9 protein-coding genes are annotated in these 12,668 nt (G+C 70.5%); 7 read left to right on the top strand and 2 right to left on the bottom strand.

Annotation, left to right across the window (positions count from 1 at the left end; translation table 11 throughout):
- Positions 1-4: 4 nt before the first annotated feature.
- The 7 genes from tagH (at position 5) to Q0C38_RS04900 (ending at position 9,766) form a co-directional block, all read left to right on the top strand.
- A complete protein-coding gene (tagH, locus tag Q0C38_RS04930; RefSeq protein ID WP_291295955.1) occupies positions 5-1,606 on the top strand; it encodes a type VI secretion system-associated FHA domain protein TagH in 1,602 nt (533 codons plus the stop codon).
- Positions 1,607-1,624: 18 nt separating this feature from the next.
- Positions 1,625-2,116 (top strand): type VI secretion system lipoprotein TssJ, encoded by a 492-nt coding sequence (gene tssJ, locus Q0C38_RS04925; protein ID WP_291295954.1) that lies wholly within the window; start codon positions 1,625-1,627, stop codon positions 2,114-2,116.
- Between the two features lie 125 nt (positions 2,117-2,241).
- Entirely contained in the window at positions 2,242-3,576 is a 1,335-nt protein-coding gene (tssK, locus tag Q0C38_RS04920; RefSeq protein WP_291295953.1) for a type VI secretion system baseplate subunit TssK, read from the top strand.
- A gap of 13 nt (positions 3,577-3,589) precedes the next feature.
- Positions 3,590-4,972, top strand: coding sequence for a type VI secretion system protein TssL, long form (tssL, locus tag Q0C38_RS04915; protein ID WP_291295952.1), 1,383 nt, complete (start codon positions 3,590-3,592; stop codon positions 4,970-4,972).
- Positions 4,969-8,484 (top strand): type VI secretion system membrane subunit TssM, encoded by a 3,516-nt coding sequence (gene tssM / locus Q0C38_RS04910; protein ID WP_291295951.1) that lies wholly within the window; start codon positions 4,969-4,971, stop codon positions 8,482-8,484. Before tssL ends, tssM begins: the two co-directional genes overlap by 4 nt.
- Entirely contained in the window at positions 8,463-9,044 is a 582-nt protein-coding gene (gene tagF, locus Q0C38_RS04905; RefSeq protein WP_291295950.1) for a type VI secretion system-associated protein TagF, read from the top strand. The genes tssM and tagF overlap by 22 nt, the downstream gene beginning before the upstream one ends.
- Complete coding sequence (locus Q0C38_RS04900; RefSeq protein ID WP_291295949.1) at positions 9,041-9,766, top strand: PP2C family serine/threonine-protein phosphatase; 726 nt, start codon at positions 9,041-9,043, stop codon at positions 9,764-9,766. The genes tagF and Q0C38_RS04900 overlap by 4 nt, the downstream gene beginning before the upstream one ends.
- 141 nt (positions 9,767-9,907) lie before the next feature.
- Here Q0C38_RS04900 and Q0C38_RS04895 read toward each other — a convergent pair whose 3' ends face one another.
- Together Q0C38_RS04895 and tssH are read right to left on the bottom strand one after the other, a co-directional pair.
- Positions 9,908-10,384 (bottom strand): type VI secretion system tube protein Hcp, encoded by a 477-nt coding sequence (locus Q0C38_RS04895; protein WP_291295948.1) that lies wholly within the window; start codon positions 10,382-10,384, stop codon positions 9,908-9,910.
- 66 nt (positions 10,385-10,450) lie between these two features.
- Positions 10,451-12,668 (bottom strand): type VI secretion system ATPase TssH (gene tssH / locus Q0C38_RS04890; protein WP_291295947.1); only part of this gene is annotated, 2,218 nt, incomplete at its 5' end.

Here is a 12,668-nt window from a genome sequence, read left to right as displayed (position 1 = left end):
GGCGGTGGACCTCGTCCTCTCCGTCGTGCGCTGCCCCGATGCCGCGGTGCCGGCAACGCGCCGCGTGACGGGGGGCGAGCTCACGATCGGCCGCGGCGAAGGGAACGATTGGGTGCTGGCCGACCCGAACCGCCACCTCTCCAAGCACCATTGCACCATCGCGTTCCGCTCCGGCCGGTGGATGGTGACGGATCAGTCTACCAACGGAACGTTCCTTGATCGTGGCGGTGAGCCGATCGGCCGTGGCGCCTCGGCCCCCTTACGCGATGGCAGCCGGCTGACGCTCGGCGAATACGAGATCGAGGTGAGGGTCGAGGAGCGCGGCGGCGCCTCCACCGGCCTCGGGGCCGGGTTCAGCGGCGGCGCTGGAAACCCGTTCGACGATGATCCCTTCGCCCCGCCGCCGCCACCCTCGACACCCTTCGGCAACGACCCGTTCGGGCGTGATCCCTATGCGATGCAGCCGCCGTCGCAGCCCGTGCCGACCGATCCGTTCGGCGGCATTGGCGGCCCTGGGGGCGGAGAAGGCGGCTCGCTCCTGCCCGATGATTTCGATCCCCTCTCCGACATCCAGGGCGGCGACAGGCTGTCTGACCCGTCATGGACCAATTCGGGCAGCAGGCCTGACCATACGCCGGCAAGCTCCGATGCGTTCGTTCCCCCGCCCGTGGTGCAGAACGCGATCCCCGACGACTGGGACCTTGAGATCTCGCCGCCGCCGCCGCCGCCAGCCGTCGAGCTGCCCAGCGGGAGCGCTGCCGGCGAACAACATCCACTGCCGGCCTTCGGTTTCGATCCCATGAACGCAATCCCGCGTGCCACAGCGGCACCGGAGGGAACGTTGCCGCGGCAGCGTGATGCATCGCCCGCGGATGACGTGTTCGAGCGCCCCCGGTCACCGACGCCGGTACCGACCACGCCGCTGCCGATACCGACCATCCAGCCGGCGGCGCGCCAGCAGGCAGCGGCGCCCGAGATGGCGACACCCGGGAGGGCGGCACCCGAGACGGGGGCGGGGGGGGACGATGCGGCGTTGCTCGCAGCGTTCCTTGCCGGCGCCGGCCTGCCCGATCTCGTCCGCCGCAGCACCGTTCCGCCCGAGAAACTGATGCACGGGCTCGGCGCTGCGTTCCGCGCCTTCGTGGAGGGCCTGCGCGAGGTGCTGATCACCCGTGCCTCGATCAAGAGCGAGTTCCGCATCGAGCAGACCATCATTGCCGCACGCGGCAACAACCCGCTGAAATTCTCCCCCTCCGTCGAGGATGCGATCGCGGCGATGCTCGGCGAGGCGCGTGGCGCGTTCATGGACGCGGAGACCGCCGTGCGCGACAGCCTCGACGACGTCAAGCATCACGAGATGGCAACGATGGCCGCGATGCAGGCAGGGCTTCGCGCCGTCCTCGCCGCAATCGAGCCTGCCAGCCTCCGCGAGGAGGCCGAAGCCGCTGGCGGCCTCAGCCTGGTGCCGGCGCAGCGCCGCGCGCGCGCCTTCGACCTCTACGAGGCGCGCTTCGCCGCACTTTCGCGCGACATCGACAACAATACCGACGGTGCCTTCGCCCGCGCCTTCGCGCGTGCCTACGAGGCAGCGGGCGGGCGAGGCTGAACCGGTGAAGGAGGACGCATGACCGCCAATCGTCGGGCCACGCTTGGGCACCCGGTTCTCGCGCGCCGCATCGTGCTGCTCTCCGCTGCCGCCACGCTCGCGGGCGGCGGCGGCCAGCCACCCCCACCGGTGGTCGACCTCGCGATCACGATCGGCCCGGCGGTGAACCCGGGCATCGATGGGCGGCCGCTGCCCGTCGCGGTCAGGCTCTACCTGCTCACGGCGGCCGGCAAGTTCGAGAGTGCCGACGTGTTCGCACTGATGGAGCGTGAGCAGGCCACCCTTGGGGCAGAGCTGATCGCGCGCGAGGAGCTGACCTTCACGCCGGGCGCCAGCCGCACCATCACGCGTGAGGCCGACAGCCGCACGCGGTTCCTCGGCGTCGCCGTTCTGTTCCGCGACATCGACCGCGCGAAGTGGAAGACGATCCAGCCCGTCGCCTCCACCGGAACGACACGCCTCCGTCTCGTTGCGGACAGGCTTGAAGCGGCGCTTACCCCGGCGGGCTGAACCAGTGTAGTGTCTGCAACCGGCAGGCGAGGGTCTTCGCGCCGGCCGTACGATGAGCCCTGACGACGGCAGCGGAACGAGATGGCCCCCAACGCGATGCCCTCCAAGAAGATGTCCTGAGAACGATGTTCTGGCAGAACAAGGTCGTCTGGCACGAGGGCATGTTCCTCCGTGCACAGCATTTCCAGCAGCAGGACCGCTACCTCGAGGCGCTGGTCCGCGGCACCGCGGCTGCCCTCGTGCCGTTCCCCTGGGGTTTCGCCTCGCTCGCGATCGACCGTGACCTGCTCGGCACGGGGCGGTTCGCTCTGTCCTCCGCCACCGGCCTGCTTGAGGATGGCACCCCCTTCGCCATTCCCGAACAGGCCGATCATCCGCCCTCGCTCGACCTCGGCGAGACCGTGCGCAACTGCCTCGTCTACCTCGCCGCCCCCGTGCGCCAGGCTGGCGGGCTCGAGATCGCGGCCGACGGGCCGGAGGCTGCCGCCACCCGCTTCGCGCCCGCCGCCTACGAGGCGTTCGATGCGCATTCGACGAGCCCGACGGCAGCCGAGCTCCAGGTCGGCCGGCTCCGCTTCCGCTACATGCTCGAGACCGAGGATCGCGCCGGCTATCTCGGCCTTGCGGTGGCGCGCATCCAGGAGGTGCTGCCCGATCGCCGCGTCGTGCTCGATGAGCGGTGGATCCCGCCAGCGCTGCTGGCCTCCGCCACGCCGCCGTTGCAGGGCCTGCTGAACGAGCTCACCGGCATGCTGCGCCAGCGTGCCGAGGCGATCGCCGCCAGGCTCGGCCAGCCAGGGGCGCGTGGCGTGGCCGAGGTGGCCGACTTCATGCTGCTGCAGGCGATCAACCGCGTCGAGCCGGTGCTCGCGCACTGGGCGTCCTCCGGCCTCGTGCATCCTGAAACGCTCTATCGCGCGCTGGCGTCGCTCGCTGGCGAGCTCGCGACCTTCACCGAGGCGGCGCGACGCCCGCCGCAATACCCTGCCTACCGGCACGAGGACCTGCAGCGCAGCTACGCGCCCGTGGTGGCCGACCTGCGCAAATCCCTGTCCGCGGTGGTCGAGACCACGGCGGTCTCGATCCCGCTGCAGGACCGTCGCCACGGTGTGCGCGTCGGGCCGATGACGGACCGGAACCTTCTGAAGGCGGCACAGTTCGTGCTGTCGGTGCAGGCCGACATGCCGGGCGAGCAGATCCGCCGCGTTTTCCCCAACACGGTGAAGATCGGCGCGGTCGAGCATATCCGCGAGCTCGTGAACGTGGCGCTTCCCGGCATCGCCATCCGCCCGCTTCCCGTCGCACCGCGGCAGATCCCGTTCTACGCGGGGGCGACCTATTTCGAGCTCGACCGCGGCAGCCCGCACTGGGCGCAGATGCAGACATCGGGTGGCTTCGCGATCCATGTCTCGGGCGACTACCCGAACCTGAAGATGGAACTCTGGGCGATCAGGGGCTGAGGGAGGGCTTGCGATGGTCCAGGACAACCCTTTCTCCGAACCGGAGGACAATGACCGCACGGTGATCCGCCCAAGCCCGGGTGGACGCAAGCCTGCCGTACCACCGCCACCGGCTGACGCAGCACCGCCGCCGTTCTTCGATGCGCCATCGGAACAGATCGCCGCGTCCGGCGATGGGGCCGAGGCGCCGCCGCGCGTCGGCATCAACCCGCTCGCCGCTGCCGCCGCGCCGTTGCTCGACCTCGTCGGCCGGCTGCGCAACACCGCGCGGCCGCCCGACAGCGGCGACCTGCGCGAGCGGGCGATCGCCGCGATGCGCCAGTTCGAGCAGGATGCACGCGCGACGGGGCTTCCGGCCGAGCAGCTTCGCGCCGCGCACTATGCGCTGTGCGCCACGATCGACGACGTGGTGCTGAACACGCCCTGGGGCAGCCAGGGGCCGTGGAGCACGTCGAGCCTGATCGCCACCTTCCACCGCGAGGTCGGCTCCGGCGATCGCTTCTTCCAGCTGATGGAACGGCTGCAGAAGGAGCCTGGCAAGTTCAAGGAGACGCTGGAGCTGATGCACCTCTGCATCAGCCTCGGTTTCCAGGGGCGCTACCGCCTCTCGCCGCGCGGGCCGGCCGAGTTGGAGCGCGCGCGCGAGGGGCTCTACGCGGTCATCGCCGGGCAGCGCCCGCCGGCCGAGCGTGAGCTCTCGCCCTCCTGGCGCGGGCTCGATGCGCGCTGGCGCCCGCCTGGTCGTGCCGTGCCGCTCTGGGTGATCGGCGCGCTCGCGCTCGCGCTGATGGGCGGGCTCTATGCCTGGTTCGCGTTCTCGCTGAACAGCCGGTCGGATGCGGTGTTCGCCGCGCTGAACGCGGTGCCGCCGCTGGCACAGCCCGCACTCGCCCGCGTGGCACCACCACCGCCGCCGCCGCCACCCCCGCCGCCCGAGGCGGGGCCTGACCAGGTCACCCGCATCCGCACCTTCCTTGCCGTCCCGATCCGCGACGGGCTCGTCGCCGTGGTCGCCACGCCGCAGACGGTGATCGTGCGCATCAAGGCGACGGGCATGTTCGGCTCTGGCAGTGCCACCGTCTCGACCCGATTCGTCCCGATCCTGGAACTGATCGGCTCTGCGCTGAAGAACGAGCCCGGCAACGTGATGGTCCTCGGCCACTCCGACAACCAGCCGATCCGGACCGTACAGTTCCCCTCGAACTGGCATCTCTCCCAGGCGAGGGCCGACGCGGCGCTGGTGCCGCTCGGCCGCGGCATCGGCGACCCAGGCCGGCTGAAGGCCGAAGGCAAGGCCGACGCCGAGCCGATCGCCGACAACAGCACCGCCGAGGGGCGCGAGCAGAACCGGCGCATCGAACTCGTCCTGCCGCGTGAGGAGCTCGTTCGCCGATGAAGCCTCCCGCCGGTCTTTCCACCCTCGCGTCGAACCCGTGGCTGCGCGCGGCCGTGGCGCTGCTCGGCGTCGTGCTCCTCTCGGTGCTGGTCTGGGTGTTCGGGCCGGTGCTCGGGTTTGGCGGCATCGCGCCGCTGGCCTCCGACATCGCGCGCTTCGCCGTCATCGGCGTTCTCGTGCTGCTCTGGGCGGTGTTCACCTTCCTGTCGTTCCGCGCGCGCAGGAACGCCGAGAAGGCACTGATCGAGGGCGCCTCCGCCGGGCAGGCCGACCCCTCCGCCGTCGCTGCCGCCGAGGAAGTCGCGGCGCTGAAGGGCAAGCTCACCGAAGCGCTGACGCTGCTGGCCAAGGCACGCGGCGGGCGCGCGCTGTACGAGCTTCCCTGGTACGTCATCATCGGCCCGCCAGGGTCGGGCAAGACCACCGCGCTGATGAACGCGGGCCTCACCTTTCCGCTTGCCGAACGGATGGGCACCGCACCGATCGCCGGCATCGGCGGCACGCGTCTCTGTGACTGGTGGTTCACCGATGACGCCGTGTTCATCGACACCGCCGGCCGCTACACCACGCAGGACAGCGATGCCGCGGTCGACAAGGCAGGCTGGCGCGGCTTCCTCGACCTTCTCCGCAAGAACCGCCCGCGCGCGCCGCTGAACGGCGCGCTGGTCGCGATCAGCCTGGCAGACCTCGCCACCCATTCGCGCGAGGAGCGGCTCGCCCATGCCCGTGCCGTCCGGGCGCGGCTGAAGGAGCTCGACGAAACGCTCGGCGTCCGCCTGCCGGTCTACGTGCTGTTCACGAAGGCCGACCTCGTTGCCGGCTTCACCGAGTATTTCGACGATCTTGACCGCGAGGCGCGCGAGCAGGTGTGGGGCGTCACGCTGCCCGCCGGCGTGAAGGGCCCGGCAGGCTTCGCCGAGGCGTTCCGCGCGCTGCTCGATCGCGTCACCGCCCGCATTCCCGAACGCGTGCAGGCCGAGCGCAGCCCCGATCGCCGCGCGTCGCTGTTCGGCTTCCCGGCACAGCTTGCGTCGATGGAAGGGCCCGCAGCCGAGTTCCTCGACACCGCGTTCCGCGACAGCAACCTCGACGCGGCCCCCTATCTGCGCGGCCTCTACATCACCTCGGGCACGCAGGAAGGCACGCCGATCGACCGGCTGACCGGGGCGATGGCGCGGCTGTTCAACGTGCCGCGTGCGCGCCTCGCGGCGGCGCAGCCGGGGCAGGGGAGGAGCTACTTCCTCGCCCGCCTGCTGCGCGAGGTGGTGTTCGGCGAAAGCGGGCTCGTCAGCGCCAAGCCGGGTGCGGCGACGCGACGCCGCGCGCTCACCATCGGTGCGTGGAGCATTGCGGCCCTCGCCGTCCTCGGCATGGGTGGGGCGTGGTTCTCCGCCTGGCGTGCGAACGAGGCGGAGGTCGGCCGCCTCGAAGCCGCGGTGCGGCAGCTCGAGACGACGGCGCGTGCGCTGCCGCTCGACCCTGTTGCGGAGGCGAATCTTCCCGCCGTGCTGCCGCTGCTCGACCAGGCGCGCGCGCTGCCCTATGGCCGCGACAACCGCGCGCGCGGATCGGGGCTTGGCCTCAGCCAGGCGCCGAAGCTCGCCGCGGCTGCCGACAGCGTCTATCGCCGCGAGCTCGATCGCGTGCTGCTGCCGCGCCTGCTTTGGCGGCTCGAGAGCCAGATGCGCGGCGCGCTGCAACAGCCCGAGTTCCTGTACGAGGCGACGCGCGTCTACCTCATGCTCGGCGGGCAGGGTCCGCTCGACCGTGCCCTCGTGCGTGACTGGATGGCGCTCGATTGGGCGCAGGCCTTCAACCAGCCGCAGCAGACGGCGATGCGAACGAGCCTCGCCGGGCATCTCGATGCGCTGCTGGAAGGGCCGATGCCGGCCTACGGGCTCGATGGCCTGCTGATCGACGAGGCCCGCCGCGTGTTCAGCCGCCTGCCGCTCGCGGGACGCGCCTACTCCCGCCTTCGCCCCGTGGCGGCGGCGGCGAACCTCGCCCCATGGACGCCCGGCGAAGCCGCGGGTCCCGCCGGCACGCGCGCCTTCACGCGGCCGTCGGGGCGGCCATTGTCGGAGGGCGTTCCCGGCCTCTACACGCGCGAGGCGTTCCACCGCGTCGTGCTGCCGAACCTCGAGGCGGTATCGCGCGAAGTGGCGCAGGAAAGCTGGGTGCTCGGGCCGGGCAACGAGGTGCGGCTCGACGATGCCGCCCTCGTGCGCCTGCAGCAGGACGTGCTGAACCTCTACTACGACGACTATGCGCGGATGTGGGACGGGCTGCTCGCCGACCTGGCGATCGCGCCGTTCCGCGGCATGGGCCAGGCCGTCGATACCCTGAACATCCTTTCGGCGCCGCAATCACCGATGCGCGACCTGCTCGCCGGCATCACGCGGCAGCTCACGCTGTCGGTGCCGCCCGAAGGCCTGGCGGCGCCGGCGGCGGCAGGGGCCGCGCCGGCACCGCCGACGCCCTCTGCCCGGTTGCAGGGCATCTTCGGCGCGGCACAGCCCGGCGCGCCGCCGCCGCCACCGCCAGGCTCGGCGATCGACGAGCGGTATTCGCGCCTGAGGCAGTTTGTCGGCGCCGGCCCCGGTGCGCCGATCGACAACACGCTGAAGCTGCTGTCCGATCTCTACCAGCAGCTCGCACGCATGGCGGCGAACCCTGGCCAGCCGATCACGCCGGGGGTGGGGCTCGACCCCGTCCAGGCGTTGCAGGGCGAGGCATCGCGCGTGCCGCCGCCTGTCGATGGCTGGATCCGGGCGGTGTCGCAGGGCGGTACGGCGGTGCGGGCCGGCGGGGCGCAGGCCGCACTCGCGGGGGCGTTCCAGGCGGGCGTCGCACCGCTCTGCTCGGCCGCGATCGCCAACCGCTTCCCCTTCGTGCGCGGGGCAACGGCAGAGACGCCGATGGACGATTTCGCGCGCCTGTTTGCGCCGGGCGGGCTGATCGACGGGTTCTTCAACACCAACCTCCGCCCCTTCGTCGACACGACCCAGCGCACCTGGCGGCTCCAGGCCGTGGAGGGCGTGACGCCGCGCGTCGATGTCGCCAACTTCCAGCGCGCGAGCGTGATCCGCGACGTGTTCTTCTCGGGCGGTGCGCAGCCGACGGTGCGGTTCGAGATCCAGCCGGTGGCGATGGACCCTGCCGCGCAATCCGCGCTGCTTGACCTCGACGGTGTGCAGATCACCTACAGCCACGGCCCGTCACGCCCGACATTGGTCACGTGGCCCGGAACGAACCGGATGAACAACGTCCGCCTCGTGTTCTCGCCGCCGCCATCGGGCGGGGAGGGGGCGATCAACGCTTCCGGCCCCTGGGCGCTGTTCCGGCTGTTCGCCCGCGCGCAGGTCGCACCCGGGCGCGTGCCGGAGGAATTCACCCTCACCTTCAGCCTGGGCGAGCGGCAGGTCAGCTACGTCGTTCGCGCGGGCAGCGTGTTCAACCCGTTCAGCCTGCGCGAGCTGGCGGAGTTCCGGTGCCCGACGCTGCAGCCCTGAGCCCCGTCGCGGTGCGGCAGGGCTATTTCGGCAAGCTGCCGCGCCATGGCGATTTCGTGCGCGCCGGATTGCCGGAGGAGATCGTCGCCGGCTTCGATGCCTGGCTTCGCGCCGGACTCGCGGAAAGCCGTGCGATGCTGGGCGAGAGTTGGCTCGATGCCTTTCTCGAGGCGCCTGTCTGGAGGTTTCGTTTCGGCCCCGGCTTGCTGGGCGCGCCGGGGCTTGCAGGCGTGATGGCGCCGAGCGTCGATCGCGCGGGCCGCTACTTCCCGCTGATGCTCGGTGCGGCAATGCCCGCGCCCCCGGCGCCTGACGCGGCACATGCATGGTTCACCGCGCTCGCCGATGCAGCGGCCGATGCGGTGGCCGAAGATTGGCCGCAGCAGCGCCTGGCCGATGCCCTTGCTTCCGCCGGCGATGCGCCGGCCGGTGGTGCGGAAGGCGGTGCTGTCTTCGCAACGGCTGGCGCACCGCGCGTCGCTGCCTGCACGCGGCACTTTGCCGCCCTGCCGCCGCCCGCGACGTTCGCCGCCCTGCTCGATGACGGTGTGCTGCCATGAGGCGCGGTACCCGCCTCGAGAGCTGGGCCGCGACGCATGCCGGAACGGTCCGCTCCAGCAACCAGGACACCTTCGTGCTGCGCCCCGAGATCGGCCTCTGGGCGGTGGCGGACGGCGCTGGCGGGCATGGCGGGGGCGAGATCGCCTCGGCCGCGGTGGCCGATGCGCTCCGCGGCGTTCCGCCGAGCCTCTCGGCCGGCGAACTGCTCGGGCAGGTGCGGGCATCGCTGATGGTCACGAACGAGGCGCTGCGCGCGGAGGCGGCGGACCGTGGCCCGCGCGCGATGCTGGCCTCGACTGTCGTCGCGCTGCTCGTGCGCGACGGGCATTTCGCGTGCATCTGGGCCGGCGACAGCCGCTGCTATCTCTGGCGTGGCGGCACACTCGCCTGCGTCACGCGTGACCACAGCCTGGTGCAGGAGCTGGTCGACAGCGGCGCGATCACCGAGGAGGCGGCGGAGCGGCACCCCCAGGCGAACGTGGTGACGCGCGCGATCGGCGCCGATGACGGGCTTGCGCTCGACAAGATCACGGGTGTCGTGCTGCCGGGCGATGTGTTCCTGCTGATGAGCGATGGCGTGACCAAGTCGCTCGACACGGTGACGCTGTCGCTGACCCTTGCCGCGACGGACGGCCAGGCCCTGGCCGATGCGCTGATCGCGCTCGCGATGACGCGCGGCAGCACCGACAACGTCACCGCCGTGGTGGTGCGCTGCCCCTGACGGGCGGAGGGCGGCGCGGCGGCGATCGTGAGATTCCAGGAAACCTGGCGGTCACAAGAAAACGGCGGCAATGCCATGCGTGACATTGCCGCCGTTCCGTCATCCGCGCGGCTGGCCTGCCGGATGGCAGGCCGGCAGGCATCACATCGTCATCGCCTTGCCGATGTCGTAGCCGACCTTCATCTTGGAGGCGTCCTTGCCCGCGACGTCGCTGCCCGTATAGCTGTATTCGAACTTCGCGAAGTTGAGGCTCAGGCTCTCCGACGGCGTGTCACCGCCGCTCGACACCGAGTAGCCGGAGACCAGCGTGTTCTCGAACTTGTAGCTGCAGAGCTCGGTGAGCTCCTTGCCGGTGCGGGTCATGACGACCTTCACCATCTTGCCTTCGTTGCTGATGAGTGCGGCCTCGAACAGCTTGGGCGAGGCCTTGTCCATCGACTTCGTGACGGTGACTTCCGACACGGAGGCCGCAGAGGCCTCACGGTTCTCAGCGCCGCCGGTCGGCGTCGAGATGCCACGGCCTGCGCCGAACTGGAACGAGTTCACCTCGATCCACTTCTCGTAGCCCTTGGCGGTGACGTTGCCCTCAACACCTTCGAAGTGCATGAAAACTGGCATGCGACTGTTTCCTTCCTGTCGCCGTTGCGGTCACGGCACGAATGGGCGAGCCCCTCCGCGCGCGTGTCAGTTGAGAGCGTAACGGAAGCCCCCGTCTGAATCCAGACCCACATGGGCGCCGGTGACGGTTCCACCCTCCGCGAGACGCTCCAGGATCTGCCCCGACAAGGCCGGCAGCATCGTTCGGGAGAGGATGTTCTCGACGTTGCGCGCGCCCGACGCGCTCTCCTTGCAGCGCGATGCGATCGCCTCGACGATCGCCTCGTCCCAGGTGAAGCCCGCGCGGTAGTTCTCGGCGAAGCGGCGGCGTATTCGGCCCAGCTGCAGCAGCACGATCTGGCGCAGGATGCCGTCGGACAGCGGGAAGTAGGGAACCATCGTCACGCGGCCGAGGAAGGCGGGCTTGAACACCTTCAGGAGTTCCGGCCGCACGGCTTCGGCGAGGCCTGCCGGGTCCGGCATCGTGTCGGGGTCGGCGCAGAGCTTGGCGATCGTGTCGGTGCCCGCGTTCGACGTCATGATGATGATGGTGTTCTTGAAGTCGATGTCGCGGCCTTCGCCGTCCTTCATGTTCCCCTTGTCGAACACCTGGTAGAACACGTCCTGCACGCCCGAGTGCGCCTTCTCCATCTCGTCGAGCAGCACGACGGAGTAGGGGCGGCGGCGCACCGCCTCGGTCAGCACCCCGCCCTCGCCATAGCCGACATAGCCTGGCGGCGAGCCCATCAGGAGCGAGACCTTATGCTCCTCCTTGAACTCGCTCATGTTGATGACGGTGAGGTTCTGCTCGCCGCCATAGAGAAGGTCGGCGAGCGTCAGCGCCGTCTCGGTCTTGCCGACGCCGGACGTGCCGACCATCAGGAACACGCCCAGCGGCTTCCGCGGGTCGGCGAGCTTCGCGCGGCTCGTGCGCACCGCTTCCGCGATCGCTTCCAGCGCCTGCGGCTGGCCGACGATGCGCTCCTCCATCCTGTCCTTGAGTGCCAGGATGGTGCGGATCTCGTCTGACTGCATGCGGCCGGCGGGAATGCCGGTCCAGCTCTCGACGATCTCGGCGATGGCGTTGCCGTCGACCACGGGGTGGATCAGCGGCGCCTCGCCCTGGATCGCGCGCAACGCGTCACTGTCTGTCGTCAGTGCCGCCTTCAGCGCCTCCTTGTCGCCAGTCTCCTTCGGATCCTCGATCTTCGCGCGCGTCTCGCGCAGGCGAGCGACGATCTCCTTCTCCTTCTCCCACCGCTCATCGAGCGCGGCGAGCTCATCGGACGCCTTCGCGCGCGCCTCGAGAAGCTCACCCTTGCGAACGCCATGCTCGGCGCCGGCGGCCATCTCGCGGTCGAGGATCTCGACCTCGGTATCGATCAGCGCCATCCGCCGCCGGCGATCCTCGATCGGTGCGGGAATGGCGGCCTGGCTCATCGCGACGCGTGCGCAGGCCGTGTCGATCAGCGAGACGCCCTTGTCGGGAAGTTGCCGCGACGGAATGAACCGGGCCGACAGCTTCACCGCCTGCTCGACCGCCTCGTCGAGGATGCGCACGCCGTGGTGCTTCTCGAGGGTGGAGACGAGGCCGCGGATCATCGCGATCGCCACCGGCTCGGCCGGTTCCTCGACCTTCACGACCTGGAAGCGGCGGGTCAGCGCCGCGTCCTTCTCGAAGTATTTCTTGTATTCGGCCCAGGTGGTGGCGGCGATCGTGCGCATCTCGCCACGGGCAAGCGCGGGTTTCAGCAGGTTCGCCGCGTCGTTCTGGCCCGCAGCGCCGCCGGCGCCGATCAGCGTGTGCGCCTCGTCGATGAACACGATGATCGGCTTGGGCGAGGCCTTCACCTCGTCGATGACGTTCTTGAGGCGGTTCTCGAACTCGCCCTTCACGCCGGCACCGGCCTGCAGCAGGCCGAGGTCGAGCGTGCGCACGGTGACGTCCTTCAGCGCGGGCGGCACGTCACCCTGCGCGATGCGGAGCGCGAAGCCCTCGACCACCGCGGTCTTCCCCACGCCGGCCTCGCCGGTGAGGATCGGGTTGTTCTGCCGCCGGCGCGTCAGGATGTCGATGACCTGGCGGATCTCCTGGTCACGCCCGAGGATCGGGTCGATCTTGCCGGCCTTGGCATTGGCGGTGAGATCGATGGTGAACTGGTCGAGCGCGGCGGTTGAGCCTGCGCGCGCGCTCGGGCCACCGCCGCCGCCCGCGGCGGCTGGCGCATCGCCGGGCGCGGGGGTGGCCGTCGCTGCCTCGGCCGTGTCCTTGGTGATGGCGCCGAGGTCGCGCTTGAGCGCATCG

It is taken from the genome of Elioraea sp. (assembly GCF_022842375.1).
In the GTDB taxonomy this organism is placed as follows: domain Bacteria; phylum Pseudomonadota; class Alphaproteobacteria; order Acetobacterales; family Acetobacteraceae; genus Elioraea_A.
The sequence above is the reverse complement of the archived record's forward strand: the minus strand, read 5'-3'. Positions and strand labels throughout refer to the sequence as shown.

Coding starts and splice junctions, on each gene's coding strand:
- tssK (WP_291295953.1), top strand. CDS start 2,242: ATGTTCTGGCAGAACAAGGTCGTCTGGCACGAGGGCATGTTCCTCCGT.
- tssJ (WP_291295954.1), top strand. CDS start 1,625: ATGACCGCCAATCGTCGGGCCACGCTTGGGCACCCGGTTCTCGCGCGC.
- Q0C38_RS04900 (WP_291295949.1), top strand. CDS start 9,041: ATGAGGCGCGGTACCCGCCTCGAGAGCTGGGCCGCGACGCATGCCGGA.
- Q0C38_RS04895 (WP_291295948.1), bottom strand. CDS start 10,384: ATGCCAGTTTTCATGCACTTCGAAGGTGTTGAGGGCAACGTCACCGCC.
- tssM (WP_291295951.1), top strand. CDS start 4,969: ATGAAGCCTCCCGCCGGTCTTTCCACCCTCGCGTCGAACCCGTGGCTG.
- tssL (WP_291295952.1), top strand. CDS start 3,590: ATGGTCCAGGACAACCCTTTCTCCGAACCGGAGGACAATGACCGCACG.